At 65.8% G+C, this 19,691-nt stretch carries 19 protein-coding genes; 11 read left to right on the top strand and 8 right to left on the bottom strand.

Annotation, left to right across the window (positions count from 1 at the left end; all coding sequences use genetic code 11):
• The first annotated feature begins 83 nt into the window (after nt 1-83).
• The 9 genes from ACFQSB_RS01820 (at nt 84) to ACFQSB_RS01780 (ending at nt 12,288) form a co-directional block, all read left to right on the top strand.
• A complete protein-coding gene (locus tag ACFQSB_RS01820) occupies nt 84-839 on the top strand; it encodes a DUF4097 family beta strand repeat-containing protein (RefSeq protein WP_380823908.1) in 756 nt (251 codons plus the stop codon).
• Between the two features lie 178 nt (nt 840-1,017).
• The gene (hflX, locus tag ACFQSB_RS01815; RefSeq protein WP_354915410.1) at nt 1,018-2,424 is read left to right on the top strand and encodes a GTPase HflX; all 1,407 of its coding nucleotides are present in this window, start codon (nt 1,018-1,020) and stop codon (nt 2,422-2,424) included.
• A gap of 816 nt (nt 2,425-3,240) precedes the next feature.
• Complete coding sequence (locus ACFQSB_RS01810) at nt 3,241-4,449, top strand: amidohydrolase family protein (RefSeq protein ID WP_354915407.1); 1,209 nt, start codon at nt 3,241-3,243, stop codon at nt 4,447-4,449.
• Nucleotides 4,450-4,832: 383 nt separating this feature from the next.
• Nucleotides 4,833-5,687: a DegV family protein gene (locus ACFQSB_RS01805; RefSeq protein ID WP_380823907.1), complete on the top strand. Its 855-nt coding sequence runs from the start codon at nt 4,833-4,835 to the stop codon at nt 5,685-5,687.
• A gap of 191 nt (nt 5,688-5,878) precedes the next feature.
• Complete coding sequence (locus ACFQSB_RS01800) at nt 5,879-6,484, top strand: TIGR03086 family metal-binding protein (RefSeq protein ID WP_380823906.1); 606 nt, start codon at nt 5,879-5,881, stop codon at nt 6,482-6,484.
• A gap of 457 nt (nt 6,485-6,941) precedes the next feature.
• Entirely contained in the window at nt 6,942-8,066 is a 1,125-nt protein-coding gene (locus tag ACFQSB_RS01795) for a helix-hairpin-helix domain-containing protein (RefSeq protein ID WP_380823905.1), read from the top strand.
• A 345-nt stretch (nt 8,067-8,411) separates the two neighbouring features.
• Entirely contained in the window at nt 8,412-10,514 is a 2,103-nt protein-coding gene (locus tag ACFQSB_RS01790) for a ComEC/Rec2 family competence protein (RefSeq protein ID WP_380823904.1), read from the top strand.
• Between the two features lie 83 nt (nt 10,515-10,597).
• A complete protein-coding gene (locus tag ACFQSB_RS01785) occupies nt 10,598-11,701 on the top strand; it encodes a DUF2637 domain-containing protein (RefSeq protein WP_380823903.1) in 1,104 nt (367 codons plus the stop codon).
• A gap of 284 nt (nt 11,702-11,985) precedes the next feature.
• The gene (locus tag ACFQSB_RS01780; RefSeq protein ID WP_380823902.1) at nt 11,986-12,288 is read left to right on the top strand and encodes a hypothetical protein; all 303 of its coding nucleotides are present in this window, start codon (nt 11,986-11,988) and stop codon (nt 12,286-12,288) included.
• A gap of 59 nt (nt 12,289-12,347) precedes the next feature.
• Here ACFQSB_RS01780 and ACFQSB_RS01775 read toward each other — a convergent pair whose 3' ends face one another.
• Nucleotides 12,348-12,506 carry a hypothetical protein gene (locus tag ACFQSB_RS01775; protein ID WP_380823901.1) on the bottom strand — a complete coding sequence of 53 codons (159 nt, stop codon included), beginning with the start codon at nt 12,504-12,506 and terminating at the stop codon, nt 12,348-12,350.
• 410 nt (nt 12,507-12,916) lie between these two features.
• On the opposite strand from ACFQSB_RS01775, the gene ACFQSB_RS01770 reads away from it, so the two are divergent.
• Both ACFQSB_RS01770 and ACFQSB_RS01765 read left to right on the top strand, forming a co-directional pair.
• Complete coding sequence (locus ACFQSB_RS01770; RefSeq protein WP_380823900.1) at nt 12,917-13,252, top strand: helix-turn-helix transcriptional regulator; 336 nt, start codon at nt 12,917-12,919, stop codon at nt 13,250-13,252.
• Nucleotides 13,249-14,358: a hypothetical protein gene (locus tag ACFQSB_RS01765; RefSeq protein ID WP_380823899.1), complete on the top strand. Its 1,110-nt coding sequence runs from the start codon at nt 13,249-13,251 to the stop codon at nt 14,356-14,358. The genes ACFQSB_RS01770 and ACFQSB_RS01765 overlap by 4 nt, the downstream gene beginning before the upstream one ends.
• Before the next feature lie 875 nt (nt 14,359-15,233).
• Here ACFQSB_RS01765 and ACFQSB_RS01760 read toward each other — a convergent pair.
• The 7 genes from ACFQSB_RS01760 to ACFQSB_RS01730 all read right to left on the bottom strand — a co-directional run bounded on the left by ACFQSB_RS01760 (nt 15,234) and on the right by ACFQSB_RS01730 (nt 19,540).
• Nucleotides 15,234-16,199 (bottom strand): hypothetical protein, encoded by a 966-nt coding sequence (locus ACFQSB_RS01760; protein WP_380823898.1) that lies wholly within the window; start codon nt 16,197-16,199, stop codon nt 15,234-15,236.
• A 36-nt stretch (nt 16,200-16,235) separates the two neighbouring features.
• Nucleotides 16,236-17,018 carry a hypothetical protein gene (locus ACFQSB_RS01755; RefSeq protein ID WP_380823897.1) on the bottom strand — a complete coding sequence of 261 codons (783 nt, stop codon included), beginning with the start codon at nt 17,016-17,018 and terminating at the stop codon, nt 16,236-16,238.
• Between the two features lie 86 nt (nt 17,019-17,104).
• Nucleotides 17,105-17,287, bottom strand: coding sequence for a hypothetical protein (locus ACFQSB_RS01750; protein WP_380823896.1), 183 nt, complete (start codon nt 17,285-17,287; stop codon nt 17,105-17,107).
• Nucleotides 17,288-17,585: 298 nt separating this feature from the next.
• Nucleotides 17,586-17,834 carry a hypothetical protein gene (locus ACFQSB_RS01745; protein WP_380823895.1) on the bottom strand — a complete coding sequence of 83 codons (249 nt, stop codon included), beginning with the start codon at nt 17,832-17,834 and terminating at the stop codon, nt 17,586-17,588.
• A 117-nt stretch (nt 17,835-17,951) separates the two neighbouring features.
• The gene (locus ACFQSB_RS01740) at nt 17,952-18,800 is read right to left on the bottom strand and encodes a helix-turn-helix domain-containing protein (protein WP_380823894.1); all 849 of its coding nucleotides are present in this window, start codon (nt 18,798-18,800) and stop codon (nt 17,952-17,954) included.
• The gene (locus ACFQSB_RS01735) at nt 18,797-19,321 is read right to left on the bottom strand and encodes a DUF6879 family protein (protein ID WP_380823893.1); all 525 of its coding nucleotides are present in this window, start codon (nt 19,319-19,321) and stop codon (nt 18,797-18,799) included. Before ACFQSB_RS01735 ends, ACFQSB_RS01740 begins: the two co-directional genes overlap by 4 nt.
• A 3-nt stretch (nt 19,322-19,324) precedes the next feature.
• Nucleotides 19,325-19,540 carry a hypothetical protein gene (locus tag ACFQSB_RS01730; RefSeq protein ID WP_380823892.1) on the bottom strand — a complete coding sequence of 72 codons (216 nt, stop codon included), beginning with the start codon at nt 19,538-19,540 and terminating at the stop codon, nt 19,325-19,327.
• Nucleotides 19,541-19,691 lie beyond the last annotated feature (151 nt).

The following is a 19,691-nucleotide window of genomic DNA, read 5'->3' as shown; positions in this document are numbered from 1 at the left end:
CCGGCAACCCTGAGGGATCGCCAAGGGTTGTCTCCGGGCCTTCCCCGATGGGCCCGCACGCCCGCGGCCAGCAGTCTTGGACCATGAAGAATCCGACCTCCCCCACCGACACCTCCCCCCGTACCCGCCCCGCACTCCTGCCGGCGAGGGCGGGACGCGTCCTGGCCGCCGGGGCCGTGCTCGGCGCCGGGCTGCTGCTCACCGGGTGCGGCGTGACCGACCTGGCCTCGCCCACCAAGAACCAGACCAACTCCTACGACGTGACCGGCAAGGCCCCCGTGCTCCGCGTCGACAGCGGCGCCGGGGACATCGAGGTGACCGAGTCCGACCGCGCCGGGTACCACGTGACCGAGAAGCTCTACTGGAAGGGCGACAAGCCCGTCACGCGGCACCCCGTCGAAGGGGACACCCTCACCCTCGACTACACCTGCAGCTCCGGGTGGAGCTGCGGCGTGGACTACCTCATCGAGGTCCCGCGCGGGGTCGAGGTCAAGGTCAAGGCCGGGTCGGGCGACATCACGCTGCGCTCGCTGTCCGGAGTCGTCACCGCCGACACCGGGTCCGGCACCGTCGACGCCAACGAGCTGGGCGCCAAGCAGGCGGCCGCCAAGACCGGCTCGGGGGACGTCGAGCTGCGCTTCGCCGCCACGCCGGACAAGGTCGACGTCCAGACCGGCTCCGGCACCGGCACCGTGCGCGTGCCCAAGGGCGCCTACAACGTCACCGCGAGCACCGGCTCCGGCGACAAGAAGATCGACGTCACCGACGACGACTCCTCGCCGCGCACCATCGTCGTCAAGACCGGGTCGGGCGACGCCAAGGTTCTCGCCACCACCTGAGCCGCCTGCGCACGGGGAAGAGGGCGGGGCGATAACCAGGTGAACCGCCGGGACCGGCGTGGCACCATCGGGGGAAGACAGCAGAGGGGTCCCCGTGTTGAATTAAGCGGAGCGGTCGACCGCGAGCGGTGACCCACGAGCGCTGAGGAGCGCGACCATAGCCACAGAGAAGACGTATATGTATAACGAGTCCGACGAAGATCTCGTCAACGGTGACTACGACCTCGAAGAGCGGCAGGCCCTGCGGCGTGTCGCCGGCCTCTCGACCGAGCTCGAGGACATCACCGAAGTCGAATACCGCCAGCTTCGCCTCGAGCGGGTCGTCCTGGTCGGAGTATGGACCGGCGGCACCGTCGTCGACGCCGAGAACTCCCTGGCCGAGCTGAAGCTGCTGGCCGAGACCGCCGGGTCGCAGGTCCTGGAAGGGCTCATCCAGCGGCGCCAGCGTCCCGACTCCGCCACCTACATCGGCTCGGGCAAGGCGGTCGAGCTGCGCGACATCGTGGCCTCCACCGGCGCCGACACCGTGATCTGCGACGGCGAACTGACCCCTGGTCAGCTCCGCCAGCTCGAAGAGGTCGTCAAGGTCAAGGTCATCGACCGCACGGCCCTGATCCTGGACATCTTCGCCCAGCACGCCAAGAGCCGCGAGGGCAAGGCCCAGGTCGAGCTGGCCCAGCTCAGCTACCTGCTGCCGCGCCTGCGAGGCTGGGGTGGCAACCTGTCCCGCCAGGTCGGCGGCCGGGCGGCCGGAGGCGTCGGCATCGGCGGCCGCGGCCCCGGTGAGACCAAGATCGAGCTGGACCGCCGCCGCATCCGCGAGCGCATGGCCAAGCTGCGCCGGCAGATCAGCGGCATGTCGACGGCCCGCGAGACCATGCGTTCACGCAGGTCGCGGCGCGAGGTGCCGGCGGTGGCGATCGCCGGGTACACCAACGCCGGCAAGTCGTCACTGCTCAACCGGCTCACCGGCGCGGGGGTGCTGGTGGAGGACGCCCTGTTCGCCACGCTCGACCCCACGGTCCGGCGCGCCCGCACGCCCGACGGCAGGCTGTTCACGCTGGCCGACACCGTCGGGTTCGTCCGGCACCTGCCGCACCAGCTCGTCGAGGCATTCCGGTCCACGCTGGAGGAGGTCGGCGACGCCGATCTGATCCTGCACGTCGTGGACGGCTCGCACCCCGATCCGGAGTCCCAGATCGCCGCGGTGCGCGAGGTCCTCGCCGACATCGACGGGGTGGGCGACATCCCCGAGATCGTGGTGGTCAACAAGTCCGACGCCGCCGACCCGGTGGTGCTGGCCCGGCTGGCCACGCGAGAGCGCCACAGCGTGGTCGTCTCCGCCCGCACCGGCGCCGGCATGGACGAGCTGATGGCCGTGATCGAGCGCGAGCTGCCCCGGCTCGACCACGAGGTGCACGTGCTGGTGCCCTACGAGCGCGGCGACCTCATCGCCCGCGCCCACAAGGAGGGCGAGGTGCACTCGGTCCACCACACGGGGGACGGCACCATCCTGCACGCCCACGTGCCGGCCGGCCTGCACGCCGAGCTCGAGCGCACCGCCAAGCCGGTCGAAACCGTCTGATCTCGGCCGGGGCTCTGTCCCCGGCCGGGATTCCCGGCCGCAGGTCGGGCGTGGAATGGGAGCGGCCCGGCCCGCTGCGCGCGGTGGCCGGCTCGGTCCGTTCTCGCGCGATTCCGCCCGGTGCGGAGATCGTGCTGCTATTCTGTTGAAAGGTCAACGATAGCCGTGAACGGCTCTCGGCGGCCTGCGACGGAGGCTCGATGAGCCGGGTCGGCGTGCCGGGGAGGGCTTGGCGCGGCGTTCGCTCGGAGCCTTCGCGCGGCGATCGCAGATCGTCCCGTCGTCCGGGGGGAGACGGGAGTCCCGGCTTGATGTCGTGATGAAGTATCCGAAAAGGTACAGAAGCGCGACGCGGGAGAGAAACTTCGCAAAGGCGCAGGAAGGTGCCTGTGGCCCGCGGGGCTTGATTATTGCTACGATATGGGCACCCTGACAAGACATTCTGGCGCTGGTTTCGCATGATGACGCGTGTGACTGCTGCTACAGCAGGGGCTAGGTCGGCACCAGGCGTTCCCGGGGACGGATTACTGACATGCCGGGGTGCAGAGGGCCTCGACGCGCCGCAGGGGAGACGAACCGCCGTTCTTCTCAATAACCCTGTACAGCGAGCCGACCTGTGAAATAACGTAACTGAACTGAAATCGCCCGGCCAAGATCCGGACGATACCGTCATCGCACACCAGTGCGGATGAGATCAGGAGACCCCCCAATGACGTCCGGAAACGGAGCGGACCCAGCGGGCGTGGCGCCCGGCACCACCTGGGCTCCGGCGGCGTTCCCGGATGCTTCCACGGCCCTGGGCCGGGCGGTGATGCCATGACGGTCAGGCTTCTCACGAACATCGGTCGGCTCTGGACCGGCAACGACGTCTGCAGCAACGCCGCGATCCTCGTTCACAACGACCGCATCGCGTGGGTCGGCCGTGCCGCCGATCTGCCGCAGAGCGTGCCCGGTGTCGTGGACGACATCACGGACGTCGATCACGTCGAGAACCTCGGCGGATCCCTGGTGACGCCAGGGCTCATCGACGCGCACACCCACCCGGTGTACGCGGGCAACCGCTACGCCGAGCTGGCCATGCGCTCGGGCGGCTCCACGCCGAGCGCGATCACCGCGGCGGGCGGCGGCATCGGTTCCACGGTGACCGTGACCCGCGGCACCGACCCGTGGACACTCTGCAACGGCGTCCGCGAGCGCCTGCGCGACTGGATCCTGAACGGCACCACCACCGTCGAGGCCAAGACCGGCTACCACCTCACCCGCGACGGCGAACTGGCCGACGTGCGGCTGCTGCGCGAGCTCGAGAAAGAGCCGATGATGCCGCGGGTGCACGTCACCTTCCTCGCGGCCCACGTGGTGCCGCCCGAGTACTTCGGCCGCCAGCGCGACTACGTCGAGGCCGTCGGCTCCTGGTGCGCCGACGCCGCGGCGGCGGGCGCCGACAGCGTCGACGTCTACTGCGACGACGGCCACTTCACCACCGACGAGGCCCGCTGGGTGCTCGCCTCCGGCCGCAACGTCGGCCTGCTGCCGCGCATCCACGCCGGCGCCCACAAGCGCCGCGGCGCCGTCCAGCTCGCCGCCGAACTCGGCTGCGCGTCGGCCGACCTGCTGCACAACACCACCGACGAGGACATCGCGCTTCTCGCGCGCTACGGCGTCCCCGCGGTCGTGTGCCCCGGAACGGCACTCCAGCAGGGCAACCTGCCTCCGGTCCGCCGGATGCTCGCCCAGGGTGTCACGGTGGCCCTCGGCAGCGACCACAACCCCGGCCACTGCGGCATCACCTCGATGTCGCTGGTGATCAGCCTGGCGGTGGCCGCGTTCGGCATCAGCGTCGGCGACGCCCTCCGCGCCGCCACGCTCGGCGGCGCGACCGTCCTGGGCGCTCCCGACCGCGGCGTGCTCACCCCGGGCCGCCTGGCCGACATCGTCCAGTGGGACGCCGACCACGAGGGCGCCTTCGCCTGGGGCTTCGGCCTCAAACCTCGCCGCGTCTGGCGCGGCGGCACCCCCGTCCAGTAGCCCCGACCCACGGGCCCCGGCCCGGCGCCCCAGGTCGTAGTGGGACGACCGCCACCGGCGGTGACACCCCCCAGCCGTCGCAGAGGCCGTCCAACGACGCTACGGCGCATGGGCCCATCGCAGGGTCCTCTGTCGCCCGCCTGGCGTACCCAGCCGTCACGGGGGGCGTCCAGCGGCGGTACGGCGGATCAGGCCATCGCAGGGTCCTCTCTTGCCGGCCTGACGGTCTGGCGTACCCAGCCGTCACGGGGGGCGTCCAGCGGCGGTACGGCGGGCGCATCCGGCCCGTCGCGGGGTGTCCTCTCCGGACGGCCTGGAGGGCCGGTCGCCGCAAGGTGGCCTCCACCGGCGGCGAGTGATGTGGTGGCGGGTAACCTTCGGTCATGTCGCAAGCGGTCACCGTGGTCACCGATTCCACGGCCTACCTCGACGCCGAGGAGATCCGGCGCTTCGGCGTCACCGTGATCCCGCTTCAGGTGGTCGTGGGAGGCCGCGCACTCGACGACGTGGCCGAGATCGACGCCGAGGGCGTCGCCGGAGCGCTCCGCCAGTGGTCGCCGGTCTCGACGTCCCGCCCGGCACCGCAACGCTTCGCCGACGCGTACGAACTGGCCGCGGCCCAGGGCACGACCGGCGTGGTGTCGGTCCACCTTTCCGCTGAGATGTCCGGCACGGTGGAGTCGGCCCGCATCGCGGCCGCCGACGCCATTATCCCGGTCGAGGTCGTGGACAGCGGGTCGCTCGCCATGGGGCTCGGCTTCCCGGTGCTCGCCGCGGCGTGGAAGGCCCGCCAGGGCGGCACGCGCACCGAGGTCGCGCAGGCCGCCAGGGCGTGCGCCGAGGCCACCAAGAGCTTCTTCTACGTTGACACCCTCGAACACCTGCGCCGGGGAGGCCGCATCGGTGCCGCCGCCAACCTCCTCGGCTCCGCCCTGTCGATCAAGCCGCTGCTGCACATCACCCAGGGCACCATCGCCCCCCTCGAGAAGGTGCGCACCTCCGGCAGGGCCATCGCGCGACTCGAGGATCTGGCCGTCCGCGCCGCGGGCGACGATCCGGTGGACGTGGCCGTCCACCACCTCGTCGCCGCGGGCCGCGCCGGCACGCTCGCCGACCACCTCGCCAAACGCATCCCGGCCCTCGGTCGGTTGCGGGTGGTGGAGGTGGGCGCGGCCGTCGGCGTCCACGTCGGCCCCGGCATGCTCGGCATCACCATAGCCCCCGCCCTCACCACCTGACCCCCACGACCTGCCCTCCGGGGTTCACCCTCCACGGCCGCACCGCTACGGGCGGCGGAAATGCCGGCATTCGATCAGCATGTCGCTGGTGGCGCCGGCGGTGAAAGTCGAATGGTCAAAGCCCAGGGTCCCGCGCTGCGAGGTCTGATTCCTGCCAGCGTCGGTTCCGGCGCGTCAGCAGACTCGTCCCTGTGAACCACGCATTCGACGGGATCATCGACCGTTTCGTCCTGGCCAGTGCGGAGTTCGAGCGGAGGTTGCGGGCGGTACGGCCTGAGCAGTGGCGCCTGCCCACGCCCTGCACCGACTGGAGTGTCCGTCAGCTCGTCGCTCACATGGCGGGGGGCAACCTCAACTATGTGGGCCTGTTGCGGGGCGGCACGAAGGAGGAGTTCCTGCGGCTGCGTGAAGCCGATGTCCTGGGTGACGATCCGGTCGCCGCCTACATCCGGTCGGTGGGGGAGTGCGCGGGGGCGTTCGCCCGGCAGGGCGCCCTCGACCGGGTGCTCGACTACCCGCTGGGGCAGGTGACCGGCGGACAGGCGCTCGCCGTACGCACGGCGGACACCGTGATCCACACCTGGGATCTCGCTCGCTCCGTCGAGACGGACGACGTCCTGGACGCCGGCCTCGTGGCGTGGGTCGATGACCATCTCGCCGAGATCTACGCCGGTCTGGCCGAAACTCCCGTCAGTGACCACACGACCCACCGGTTCTTCGCCGCTCCCGATGGCGCGCCCGACCCCACCGCGTCGCGGCAGGCCCGGCTGCTGAACATCATGGGCCGACGCCCCTGACCTCGCCGCCGGCATTCTGACCTGCGGTTCGCCGCACCTTTCAGCGCTCTTTCGTGTTGTGCCGCACAGACTCCGGTCTGCGGAAATTGTGTGCTGACGTTTCTTTGACCTGCTCGTTGGTCTCTCGTTCGAACCACGCGATGGCCGTGCTCATTTAACGACGCCACGCCGACCACCAGCGGAAACGCATCCACCACCTCCGTGGACGTAACCCGCACCTACGTGGACGCGAGCCTGCTCGGCTCTCTCCAGTGGGCCAGCTGCACCTAATATGCGGCTTCATCCACCTCATCAGATCTATCTGCGGTCGTGGCGGCGGCCTTGCTCCCAGCGCATCTTCGTGTCCTGCCTTAACTCGTGTTGTCTGTGACTCGCTCCCGGGCATTTCCCGAGGCTCTATCCACAGAATGCCGTTCGCGTCGGATGGCCGGCCGCAGGGCGGCCTAACGTCGCCCACGTGAGATCAGCGGACCGGTTCCTGCGCAGCGACGTCGGCGAGTCGCGCCTGCATGCTCTCAGCCCCCTCGGCCGGCGATGCCCCCACCCGTCCCCGCCGTCTCACGACGACCATGCCGAGCCCGATCAGTACGACGCCCCCGGAAGGAGCAGCGTGAGCCCGCCGCCCCACATCGGTGAATCCCCGCACGGCGCGGCTCCGCACGGCGCGGCCGCGCAGGGTGAGGCCGCTCCGGCCGGGCGCGTGCGCTCCGAGCCGTTGCCGGCTCTGACGTCGCGCGCCCGGCTGGCCGGGCTGGTCACCGAGTACGGGGCGCGGTTCGACCTCGGCCGTCCGGGCGTCCGGGTGCTGCTCGTGCTCGGCCTTCTGGCGGCCCTGGTCGCAGGCGTCTACGCATGGCGTTCCCGCCCGCAGGTCGAGCCGCTCAGCCCTCCGATGCCATCCGGCGCCCTGCCGGCCGTCGACTCCATGTCCGGCGCCCCTCCGGCCGTGACGGCCGCGTCCGGTCTTCGGCCTGCGGGAGGCTCCAAGCCCGGTGCCCCGCTTACCGGAGTTCCCGTGCCCGGCGCGTCCTCAGCAGCAGGCCCCATGTCGGGTGCATCGTCCGCCGGGAGTTCCGCGTCCGGCGCTCTCCCCGCTCTGACGTCCACGTCCGGTGCGGCGCTGGGTGGTCCACCTACAGGGGCCGGGGCGGCCGTCCAGGTGCTCGTCCATGTGATCGGGAAGGTGCGCAAGCCCGGCGTCGTCGCCCTTCCCAGCGGTTCCCGGGTGGCCGATGCCCTCGCGGCGGCGGGAGGCGTCCGGGCCGGCTCCACGACGGGTGAGCTCAACCTCGCCCGCAGGCTCGTGGACGGAGAGCAGATCGTGGTCGGCCGTCCCCACGGCGCCGGGGGCCTTCCCGCCCAGCCCGTCGATCCCGCCACCGTTCCCGGCATGCCGGTGGACCTCAACACCGCGACCGCCGGCCAGTTGGAAGACCTGCCAGGAGTCGGGGAGGTCCTCGCCGGCCGCATCATCGACTTCCGGCAGAGCCATGCCGGCTTCCAGAGCATCGACCAGCTCCGTCAGATCACCGGCATCGGCGACCGCAAGTTCGCCGAACTGCGCGACAAGGTGCGCGTATGACCGCCTTCCGCCGCTGCGCGGAACCACGCGAGATGGTGTCCGCTCCCGCAGAGCCACGCGAGCACGAGAGTTCGGCTGACCATCGGAAGGCACGGTCGGTGGTACGGGCGTGGCAGGCCTGGAACTCCGCGCCGTGGGGGGCGCGTGAGCACGAGAGTTCGGTCGGTCGTAAGGGGGTGGCGGTCGGTGGTGTGGGGGTGGGCGGCGTGGGGCTCAGAGCTGCGAGGGGTGCCTGGGGATGAGAGGTCGGCTGGGCAGGGGGAGTGGCGGTTGGCGGTGCCGGCGTTGGCGGCGTGGGGGACCGCTTGCGTTCTTCTGCGATGTCCGGCCTTGGTCGGTCTCGGCGTGGCCTGCGCTGCCCTGATCCTGCTGCTGGTGGTGGTCATCGTCGCCGGTCGTCGCCCGTCCGCAGCCCTGCGCGCTGCGGCCGGCAGAGGCGGTGAGACGCCGGGGCGGGGCAGGCGGCGCAGATGGAGGTACACGCTCCTCGGCGTGCTCGGGTGCGTGGCCGCCGTCTCGGGGTCGGTCGCCCTCCGGGTCCATGCGGTGACCTCCGGGCCGGTCGCCGATCTCGCCAGGAAGCGGGCGGTGGTCACGGTCGAGATGTCGCTGACGGCCGACCCCCGCGTCCTGCCCGGCCGGCGAGGACTGGTACGCCGCGAACGGGTCATCATCGAGGGCTCCGTCGAGCGGGTGGAAGCCTTCGGCATGCGCCTCACCACGTCGGCGCCGGTGGTGGTGTTCGCTGAGGGATCGGCGCAGTGGGCGTCCCTGTTGCCGAGTCAGCGGGTCCGCGTCCACGGCAGGCTCGGTCCCGCCGACGACGAGGCGTTGACGGCCGCCGTCATCCTCGCCGGCAGGCCGCCGGAGCTGCTCAGCGGCCCGTCGCCGCCGCAGCGAGCCGCAGCGGCTCTTCGTGACGGACTGAGGCAGGCTTGCGCCGTCCTGCCCCCGGCCGAGCGCGGACTCCTCCCGGGATTGGTCGTCGGCGATGTGTCCCTCCTGGACCAGCAGGTGAGGCACGATCTCAAGACGGCTGGCCTGAGCCACCTGACGGCCGTCTCCGGAGCCAACCTGGCCATCGTGGCGGGGATGGTGCTCGCGTTCGGGCGCGTCGCCGGGCTGCCGCTGGCCGTGAGGGCGGTGCTCACCATCGTCGCCATGGTCGGCTTCGCCGTGGTCGCCCGCCCTTCGCCGAGCGTGCTGCGGGCGCTGGTCATGGGTTCGGTGGCCGCCGTCGCGCTCGGCACCGGACGCGCCGGAGACGGTGTCACCGCGCTGTCGGCGGCCGTGCTCGGGCTGGTCATGTTCGACCCGGCGCTCGCCGCCGAGTACGGCTTCGCGCTGTCGGTCCTCGCCACCGGGGGCATCCTGACGCTCGCGCCCCGATGGCGCGAGCGCATGTCCCGGCGGATGCCACGCTGGGCGGCCGAGGCGATAGCGGTGCCCTGCGCGGCTCAGGCCGCGGTCACTCCGCTGCTGGTGCTGATGGCGGGGGAGCTCGAACCGGTCGCCATCCCGGCCAACCTGCTCGCCGGGCCGGCGGTGGCCCCGGCGACGGTCCTGGGGTTCGCGGCGTCCCTCGTGGCGCCCGTCCACCTGGAGACCGCGCGATGGCTCGTCCGCCCAGCGGGGTACGCCGTCGGCTGGATCATCCTGGTGGCCCGCCAGGTGGCCGGCGCCCCGGCGGCCGCCATTCCGTGGCCCGGCGGGGTGATCGGCCTGCTCCTGCTCGTCGTCCTGGCCGTGGTGGGGTGGGTGGTGCTGCGCCGGGCGGCTCTGCGGCTGGTGGCGTGCGCCGTCGCCGGGGGCCTGGCGGTCGCCTTGATCTTCGTCCGTCCGGCCGTCGCGCCCTGGCCGCCGCGGGGGTGGCTCATGGTGAGCTGCGACATCGGCCAGGGAGACGCACTCGTGCTGTCGGCGGGGGCCGGCAGGGCCGTGGTGGTGGACGCCGGGCCCGACCCGGTCACCGTCGACCATTGCCTGCGCACGCTGGGCGTCGAACAGGTGCCCTTGGTGATCCTCACCCATCCGCACCTCGACCACGTGGGAGGGCTCGACGGGGTGTTCCGCGGCAGAGGGGTCGGTGCCGTGGTCGTCAGTCCGGGACATGAGCCTCGGCAGGAGAGCGCGCGGGTGTCCGCCGACCTCGGCCGTCGGCACGTGCCCGAGTGGGTGGCCTCGCCGGGCATGAGCTGGCGTCTCGGGCCGGTCGAGTTGCGCATCGTCGGACCGGCGCCGGAGGCGATGTCGGCGGGCCCCGGCGAGGGCTCGACGGCCAACAACGCCAGCATCGTCGTCCACGCGCGATGGGCGTCCGGGTCGGCCCTGCTGTCCGGGGACGTCGAGATCGAGGCGCAGGCCGAGTTGTTACGCCAGGGCCTGCCCAGGGTCGACATCCTCAAGGTGCCCCACCACGGCTTGTCTGAAACACATCAAACCGCATAGCCAAAAATCGGCCCCGAGCTGGTGCTGGAACACCTGCTCAGGGCCTTGGTCAATCCGCCTGACTAGACCAGGGAGATCTACCTATGTCCCAGCGTAGCCACGACGAGGAGACAGGAGCAAAGATCGCCAACAGCCTCGTTGGCGCGTCAGCGTCCTCAGCAGCGCCTCGTGACCTCACTCGCGGAGAGTTCGCCGCCTCGGCCATCGTCGCCGTGGCCACAGCCGTCCTCGGCCTCATCGGCTTCATCAACAGCTTCCAGAAGGTGGCCGAAGCCGCCGTCCCCTCGTTCGGATGGTTCTCCTGGACCGTCCCGCTCGGGATCGACCTCGGCATCGCCGTCTTCTCCGTGCTCGACATCGTCCTCGCGCGCATCGGCATGCGCATCAAGCTCTTGCGCCTGATCCCCGTCCTGTTGACCGTCTCGACCATCTACTTGAACACCGTGGAGGAGAGCGACCCGTTCGGCATCGTGGCGCACGCGATCCTGCCCATGCTGTGGGTGCTCGCCGTGGAGGTGGGCGCGCACGTCATGCGCAAGCGCGCCGGCCTCCTCTCCGACACGCGCATGGACATCATCCGGAAGTCGCGCTGGTTTCTCTCGCCCTTCACGACGTTCTCCCTCTGGCGCCGCATGGTGCTCTGGGAGGTCCGCAGCTATCCTCTGGCGCTTCATCGTGAGCGTGGCCGAGTCCTGGCCAAGACCGACCTACAGGACCGGTACGGGCGCTTGTGGCGCTGGAAGGCGACCCGCAGGGAGCGTGCTCTATACAAGCTCGGAGAGCTGGTCCCCCTGGGGACGGACGTCTCGGTCCCCGTCCTGAGCACCGTCCCCGAGGACGAAGTTGCGTTGGTCCCCGTCCCCGAGACTCCGTCCCCGTCCCCTCGTTCGCCCTCTACTCGTCCCCGCGCATTGAAGGGGACGAAGAGGGGGACCGTCCCCGTTAGGCAGAGGACCGTCCCCAACGTGGATGATCTGCTTCCGGCGGGACGGCAGGTCGCCAAGGAGCTGCTTGCTGAGGGCCGTCCCTTGACGAGGGACAACCTGCTGGCCGCGATCCGGCAGAAGGTCCAGCCCGTGTCGACCGGGCGCGCCACTGAGCTGCTGAGAGTCCTCAAGACCGAAATTTCGGCAGGTCAGATGCCTGGTGTGGTCGACGCCGAGACGTCGATGCCCGGGGCTGCGTAACGATCAATGTGCTCGTCCCCTGGAGTGGACGGCCCTATCATCATCCAGTCCTATCCGGGACGGTCCTCTCTCGGCCGGACATGGCATAGACTCGTCCCCACGTCCCTCGGGACACATGACATAGAGCTGATAAAGATCATTAAAACTAAGACAAGATCACTTAAGACAAAATCATTTAAGCGTCTGAGAAAAAGATCACTTAATTCTGTCCTTTAGTTATTGATCTTTAGTGCAGTTCCCGCCCTGTCTGGGCCGTCGGTCATGCGTTTACCCAGGGAATCTTTATGATCTTGACCGTGCTGCTGTGTGCAGCAATACCGGCCACGCTGAATCTGTGGTGGCTTGCAGCCATCATTCGTGCGTTTGCCGCTTCTCCATCGGTACTGACGAACCAAGCGATGAGCGATCCGCTAGGTACAGTCACGCTCGGTATCTCCCTCGTGCTAGTCGCTATGCTGATCGTGATCTCTTGCGTAGCGGCGTTCTCCAGAAGCCACAGTGATCGAGCGCTCAAGGTGCTGGCGTTGTGGCTGCGACGAGATGAGATTGAACCGCCCGATGAGGGACGTGGCGCTTCACCTGATTGATCGTGTGTGGCCTCGTAGGGCCGAACCAAGAGGCTCGGCCCTACGGGCTGCGACTCGCGTCAGGAGTCCTTGTCGTCGCCCAACATGGTGCTAGTCCACTTCACGAAGCAATCAAGCACTTCGAGGACCCAGTCCCGTCGGTCGCCCGGCAAAAACGGCCAGAAGACCAGTGCTGGCGAAACCGCCAGGACGAGCACCAGCAAGGGCAGAGCGATCAAGGCCGCCACGATGACGCGCAGCCACTAGGGAACCCTTTCGCGTTGGTCCTTTACCTCGTTGATCAACCGTGGCCGTGGACGCAGCGACGGGTGTTCCTCTTGGCAAGGCGTGATGCGGGTTGGGTTGTCTACCAGGAGCCACCTGGGTCGAGGTGGCCGTGAGGTGGAGCAACGCCACGGAACGAGGACGAGAAGCGGCTACCTCGGTTAGATGTCTCATAGCGCTACTGAGACAGCTTGGATGCCTATCTCCCCCGCCGTCACAGCATGGGCACAGTGATAGTCATACCTCCCCGGTAACCAGCAGCGGAGAAGCAGGCGAGTAGCTTGCCACGAAAATCGGCGCTTCTCGAAGCTCATGAGTGACGTATTGTTCTTGATACAGGCTCTCTGCTCGTGCGAGGTGAACCGTGACGGCACCGCCGCCCAAGATTCGCTTGACGAAACCTGTCCGAATTGTCCTTGATCTGCTACTTGCTGCTGATCCGTCTGATCCGCATTGGGGCTTTCGCATCACAGAATTGACTGGCATGGGCCCAGGGACTGTGTACCCCACCCTAGAACGTCTGGAGCGGGCTGGCTGGATAACTGGCACCTGGCAGAGTGAACAGCCTGACGACTGGCCGCAGCGGCGTTTCTATAGCATGTCGGGGACCGGTCGACGCCAGTACATTGCCGCGCAAGCCAATCGGCAAGGGCGCAGGCGGTCTGCGACTTCGGTGCAGTCCGAAAGCGGTGGCGCATGATGGTTACCGAGGAGCCGGTTATCTCCAGGTCGAAGCAAGTTAAATTCGCGGAGTTGGCTCAGCGTGTATACGTGCGTAATGGGACTGAAGTGCAGCAGGCCGAGAGTGCAGAGTTACGTGCAGGTCCACTACGCAGAGGGTCATCTCGTAACCGCCTGGCATTCGTTGGGGTTGCTTGGATAGTTACGCATATCTATTATCTTGTATTTCTTCAGGATCAAAATTACTACACATATGATTTCATGGGTAGCGCATTACTCTCGCTCTGTGCAATTCTTGCCGGTTCGCTAACGTGTATGCTCTGTGCAACGCGGCGGGGTCGGCCTTTGACTGACCCCGCTATCTGCGGCACGTACATATTAATTTTTGAGATTGTTTTTTTGGTGGTGAACCTCGCTTATGCATTGCTTGATGGGGAAGGGCTGGCGTACGTCGAGACGCTGCCCTTTTTTCTCCTTTTGGCGTTACTGCCAGCGTTAACTAGTCTTCTTGTTAGTGGCATCATCGGTGTTCCCGGGAGATGCTCTGTCCTGCAATGTGTGCTGACTGCTATCGGCGTCACCATCGCACTTTTTCTTTGTGATCATAATCGGGTCTTTTATGACCAACTTTTCGTTCCTACTTTAGATGCCACGATGGCTCTCATCGTGACTGTTGAGATTTTCATTAGAGTTATCCCCTCAGGGATTGCGGGCCGGCAGATGGTTGGCACTTTTGTTGTCGACGTTATATTGAGGATGGCGTCGGCGGTTGGCGGCTCGGCGCGAAAATGGCGTGCGATAGAATGGTCTGCTGATCTTATTGAAAGCCCTAAGCCTACTCGTTACGCTTTTGGTATTCTACGTGCCGCAATGCGAATGCGGCTCTCGGACTTAGCCGATATGCTCCGCCGAGCAGTCTGCTGGATGCTCGCTACTGAGACGCGGACGTGGACGCCGCTTACGATTCTTCTTCTATGGGGCGGGCTCGAAACGAGTGAGGACACCGGCCTTGGAGCCGCGATCTTGGCCGTCGTAGGTGCTGGAGCCGTGTTCCAACAGGGCGTGAGGTGGCTGCGCGGCTACCTTGGCGTGCAGGTCGAAAAGCGCAAGAAAAAGCCTGAGTAGTTGAGGGGGCATGTCCCGGGCGAGATGGGGGCGGACCCCTGCTTCGCGATGAGGGTGCGGGCTGTGTACCGGCGTGGCATGATATTGCACAGCATCTGGATGTGAGCGGCACGTCTTGGTGCTCACGTCCTAGACCACGCTTCTTAGTGGTCTAGTGCGGGGAAGACGCCTTCGCAGTCCCACCCAGACTGCCACGCAAGGTGAATGTTGTCTTGGGTTACAGGACCCCTTGATGGCATGGCCGGTAGTGGAAATCCCGAAAGGAACACCGCAGAGCGCACTGCCTGTAGCGAGTAAGGCTGTCTTCAGATAATCAGGATGTTTGGCACCGCAAGTTGTTTTATTTACTGCTACCTGGCCACTTTCCATTATCAACTACTAGTTGGATAAGGGGCTCTCGATGGCGCCATCCAAGATCGACCGGACTCGGGGCTAGGCTAACCCGCCATGCCATGGGCCGCACTGGGAGCTTGGCTCTCGGGTGTGGGTCCATGGGGGGTGCTTGTCGCGCTGGTGGTCTGCCGAATTCTCGCTGTCCTGTGGACTCGCCTTGTTTTGGCATCAGTCCGCGAGAACGAGCAGAACCTACGCGACGCGCGCCTAACTATGTGGGGTGCCTATCTACACCTGGGTCAAGAACAGAAGAACGAAGATGATTCAGGAACTCCGGAGCTGGAGCCGCCAGAGGTGGCACCGAAGCCGGTGACGCGAGCGGTGGAGCACACTCCACGCAGCAAGCGAAGAGGCAGGCAGCGGTCGGAAGGTGGGAGTAGAAGCCCGTAGGAAAGTAGCCGGCACGCACAAAGCGAAATCGGCCCCCTCGCCAATGTCGGCGAAGGGGGTTTTCCTTATGTTGATCGCGAGTAGAGGCGCATCTATCTGTTGGCCAAACCTGACCAGTCGGCAATATGATCACCGGTAGTCTCTGAAGGCGGTATGGTCGCGTCGAACGCGATAGATAGATTGTTTCCGGCGGGACGAAGCCTTACGTGCATCTCGATTGAGCCAAGTCCGTGCAAATGCGCGGCTGTGGCGAACCCCTTCCCGCGCACCTGGAAAAATCCTGGTCCCTCAAGAATTATCTGGTCTTCCCCGTTGAACACGGTTGGTTTCAGAACTTCCCTCTTAGGGAACCTTGGGTCCAATCTCCTGCCAACTCGTAGTGTCACATCAAGGTCAATCAACTCAGATGAATCTCCGATGCGGATGAATCCCTGAGCTTGATGATTCGGGAGTACTGTCGAATAGCCCATTGGCAGTGCGGCGTAAACGACAAGAGTTGCGTCGAGATTTGGAAAGGGGTCCGTATCCTTTGAAAGCTCTGCGGAGCCATGAATGACTTCAATGGATGGTATGGCCTCGATAGGCAGTAGGAGGCGGATGAGATCGGCTCGCGTTGCACTTCGTATTGAAGTACCGTCCCGCCATGGAACCTCCCGCTCTACGGGACCAGCTCCCTGCTTCCCGTACACGGAGTTGCGCACGACAAACGGTGCTCTATCTGTCTCGAAGGCGAGGGCCAGGACATCTCGACCGTCGATGTCCATGCCGATGTCTTGCAGCGTCGGAGCCTGACCATCGAACTGAGATTTTACTTTGGCCCACCAAGGGGCCGTATCTTGGTTACTTGCGCCGATAACTCCGGCATCCTCATCTAAGCCGATGATCCACAGGACTGTGTCACCTGCGCTCGCGTTGCAGTGGCCTGCGATACGCCTGGCAGCCTTAGTCGGATCAGGCCAGTCTCGTTTCAGCTCTACACGGCTATCTTCGACTGCCCCGCCTCGGGTGACCCGTTCGGCGACGCGCCTAGCCCAGTCTTCGATTTCGATCGCACGCACTATTTCCTACTGCGCTTTCTTGGGTCCGATAAGTTGCTATGAGCTACGCAGACGCTTCAGAAACGCGCGCACGAGCTGGTCCAGCTCGGCATCCTGGCTAGTCTCCTCGACCAGAATCCTTTCGATGTGGATGATCCCGCTGTTTCGCCAGTGACGATCTCGCGTAGCGTCGGCGCCTAGCCGGCCACGGTGGTGAGGGCCATCGACTTCAATCAGTCCGACCTTCCCGTCACGGGTGATCAGGAAATCGGGCGTCCAGGAGTTGCCAATCCCGGCACGTCCAAGCGGTAGAGGAAATATGGCAATGGTGGAGTCTGCCGCGAGTACAGCCTGAGCACGCTTCAGGGCTTCGTATACTCGAACCTCTGCAAGAGATTCGAAAGTGAAACCGTCACGCCGCAGGTGTGGGTCCGGACTCGTAATGCGAGCGGCATGATTGGTTACTGTATCGGCAGACAGTGTTGCACGGAGGTTTTGTCGCCAAGATGCATTGATATCGGGCAGTGCTGGACCCACAAATAGTTTGGTTATCGGCATGCCATGTCGCTCGGCTACCTGATCCAGTACCATCCTGATGCGTTCGATGACTTCGGCTGTGAAGTTTGATTGCAGCCAGCCGGGTATGTGTAGCTGGCCGTTGTACCAGTCGCCGAAGTCGTTACCTGGAATAAAGTCGAAGCTTTCCGTGTCCAGTATCAGCGCTGCAAGGTCATCGTCGCCTTGCTCATGCAGGTAGTACGCCGTCTGTGCGAGGATCTGCTCCTCGGTCGATAGCGACTCGTCGCCTGTGTTGGATGAGGTCTGTGTCTCGGGGGCCACGAGGCAACTGTAGATGAACACGCCGACACAACGGATTGTGTCGGCGCGGTTTGTCTGGAGTTGTACTAGTAAGGCTTCTTTGGCCTCTATCGAGGGAGCCACTCAGACTTGAGCCATCGTTCGAACGCTGTCACTAGGATGCTCATCCGGAGCTTTGCTGCGGTCACAGGATCTTTCGGTACCACATCTTCTGGCAGTTGGAAGGCTTCAAGGTTGCCGGAGACCAGCGCCTTCATCGCGTCATCGAGTACATCGTCCCAGCGGCTCATGGACCGTCTCCAGGCCCTCCGGGCGCGTACCGTACCTGATGAGCGATCTCGTCCTGTACTGCCAGTCTCATCACCAAGTCCGCGGCGTCTGCACTGTCGATGCTGGGGACGAGCCCGGTAGCACGCTGCGCGTCCGTGAGGTCAGCGTGTCTCGTGGCGGTCCACCCTCCGGGTGTTCCGTCTGCCTTCCACACTCTGCGGATCTGCCAAGCAGGGTAGGTCTGTTCGAGCGCGTCGATTTGTTGAGCAACGAGGCCGGCGATTAGATCCAGCACGGTGGGCCGTTCAAAGCGTTCGTTCACTGAGCGCTCGATGACACGTCGGTCGGGTTGGCGCTGTCTCCCAGCGTGGCCAAGCTCTCCTGTTCCGCGATGGCCGAACACAAGGTGGTTAGGTCGTCGGCGTCGACCGTACGCCAGGCACCGGCCTTCTCCGCGGCCTTGTCGTACTGCACTTCGCGCGTCGCCCACAGGCGTCCGGTGTCGCTTTTGAAGATCCTCCAGCCGGGGATCGTCTCGATTGCCTGAGTGGCCCTACTCTGTGCCATGGGTCGGACCTCCGTTGTCCGATCAAGGGTCCGTCTGGTCGTCACCAGCGCCAGGCGGACCCGCCGTATCGAGTCCGATACTCGGCAGGCAGAGTCACTTCGCTCAACGAGATTTCTTCAGATTTCCTCTTGATCATCTATGGCGTCGGAGATCAGCGCCTTAGCGGCTTCACCATGAACTGCCAGGGCTGACAGTCGGTCGAACGCCTTCTCGTAGGTACTCACCTCGTGGCTTTGGCTCAGACTCAGCTCGGCCGTGTACGTGGCCACGGTGACAAGCCGGCCGTCATAGATGGTGAAAGCGTTGTTTCGCGGGACGGTGTAGGCAGCCGCCAAGGGAACGATCCCGATGCTGACACGAGGTTGCCGCATCGCCTCTAAGAGGCGGCGGAGCTGCTCGCACATCACCTGCTGGTCGCTGACATGGGTGTGGAGGGCGGCCTGTCCAATCAGGATGAGGAACCTGCGGTCGCCATGCGTCAGGACTCGCTGCGCATCCATCCGCGCCTGGACGCCGTCCTCGATATCGTCCGGTATGCCATGGAAGTCGACGACCGTCTTGAGGATGCCGCGGGCGTAGGCCGGGACTTGGAGCAGACCGGGGACCACCGAGTGCTCCCAGATCCTGAACAGCCTCGTCTTCTCGTAGGCGGAGACGTTGGCCTTCTGGCGTTGCTTGGTGCCGCCCTTCAGGGACCGTCGCCAATCCATGTACTGGGCGTCGATGGACCTGACGGCCGCCACCAAATCGGCAATCTCGCTGGGGAACCCGCAGGCAATGCACCACTCGCTGACGTCGGACTCTGATGGTGTTTGCTTGCCGTACTCGATCTTGCTGATCTTCGATGGGGCCCAACCGCAGGCTTCGGCGAGCTGTCGTCCGGTCAGCCCTGCGTCACGTCTGAGGTCTCGCAGCCGTATCCCGAGCGCCTGGACGGCCTGCTTGCCGAGGACAGGTTGGTTCACCGAACGCTGGCGACAAAGTCTTCGAGCGGCTGTGCGTGCTGCAAGGCCAGCTCGCGCCACTTCAGGTGCTGTGTCAGTACGCCGTCGTCGGTGACAATTTCTGCGCCACGGAAGGTGTCGTCGTCGTTGAACAGCAGGTGCACGACCTGGCATGAGTCGAAGATCCAAGCGTCCAGCGGAGCAAGCCCAAGGTCTTCGGCTACATCGCGGCGAAGGTAGCGGATGTCCTCGCCGGCCTCGACACTCAGGCGCGCAACCTCGATGCCGTACCTGGAGTAGTCCGACAAGGGCACGGAGACGATCCGTATGCGCTGCCACAGTCGCCCTTGGGTGCAATCCAGCGCGATTCGCTCCATCCACGACCGGTGCCAGGCGTAGTCGTCGGGCTCTCCAGCAAGGAACCGGCGGAAGGGCTCCTGGCCCACGGTACTGCTGTAACGCTCACGGATCTCGAACCTGAACGCGCTCGCGGAGAACCCGGAGAGTAGGTCTCCGAGCTGGTTCTCGGTCAGAAGGCCCAACGGTCACTCCGTCTTGAGGAAGCGTGCGAGCGCCTTGGGGATCTCGACCACTGTCTCGTCGGGCGCGAGGTTCACGAGGTCTCCTAGCGCGTCCGGGTCAGTGATGAGTTTCCCCTGGACAACGTAGGTATCCCGGTCCGTCTCGTAGACGGTCGGACAGGTCCCCTGCTCGCTGTCTGTGCCGAGGAATCGTAGGCGCATGATCTTCCCATCGTCCAAGGGGATTGCTTGGGATTTCTCGATCGCATAGCGATCGTCTCTGTCGAAGGAGTGGTAGTCAAGGTTGGATGTCCTTACCTCACAGGTCAGTGAGCATGCGAGGGATTTGGTTGGAATTAGCCCGATATGCCCGTATAGACGTGCGCGTTGG

The organism is Sphaerisporangium rhizosphaerae (genome assembly GCF_042665155.1).
GTDB lineage: Bacteria > Actinomycetota > Actinomycetes > Streptosporangiales > Streptosporangiaceae > Sphaerisporangium > Sphaerisporangium rhizosphaerae.
Note: the sequence above shows the minus strand (reverse complement) of the source record. Positions and strands in the feature narration are given on the sequence as shown.

What these genes read in the sequence shown, in the direction of transcription:
- ACFQSB_RS01785 (WP_380823903.1), top strand. Translation starts at nt 10,598, where the DNA reads ATGTCCCAGCGTAGCCACGACGAGGAGACAGGAGCAAAGATCGCCAAC.
- ACFQSB_RS01820 (WP_380823908.1), top strand. Translation starts at nt 84, where the DNA reads ATGAAGAATCCGACCTCCCCCACCGACACCTCCCCCCGTACCCGCCCC.
- hflX (WP_354915410.1), top strand. Translation starts at nt 1,018, where the DNA reads ATGTATAACGAGTCCGACGAAGATCTCGTCAACGGTGACTACGACCTC.
- ACFQSB_RS01765 (WP_380823899.1), top strand. Translation starts at nt 13,249, where the DNA reads ATGATGGTTACCGAGGAGCCGGTTATCTCCAGGTCGAAGCAAGTTAAA.
- ACFQSB_RS01745 (WP_380823895.1), bottom strand. Translation starts at nt 17,834, where the DNA reads ATGGCACAGAGTAGGGCCACTCAGGCAATCGAGACGATCCCCGGCTGG.
- ACFQSB_RS01805 (WP_380823907.1), top strand. Translation starts at nt 4,833, where the DNA reads ATGTCGCAAGCGGTCACCGTGGTCACCGATTCCACGGCCTACCTCGAC.
- ACFQSB_RS01780 (WP_380823902.1), top strand. Translation starts at nt 11,986, where the DNA reads ATGATCTTGACCGTGCTGCTGTGTGCAGCAATACCGGCCACGCTGAAT.
- ACFQSB_RS01810 (WP_354915407.1), top strand. Translation starts at nt 3,241, where the DNA reads ATGACGGTCAGGCTTCTCACGAACATCGGTCGGCTCTGGACCGGCAAC.
- ACFQSB_RS01750 (WP_380823896.1), bottom strand. Translation starts at nt 17,287, where the DNA reads ATGAGCCGCTGGGACGATGTACTCGATGACGCGATGAAGGCGCTGGTC.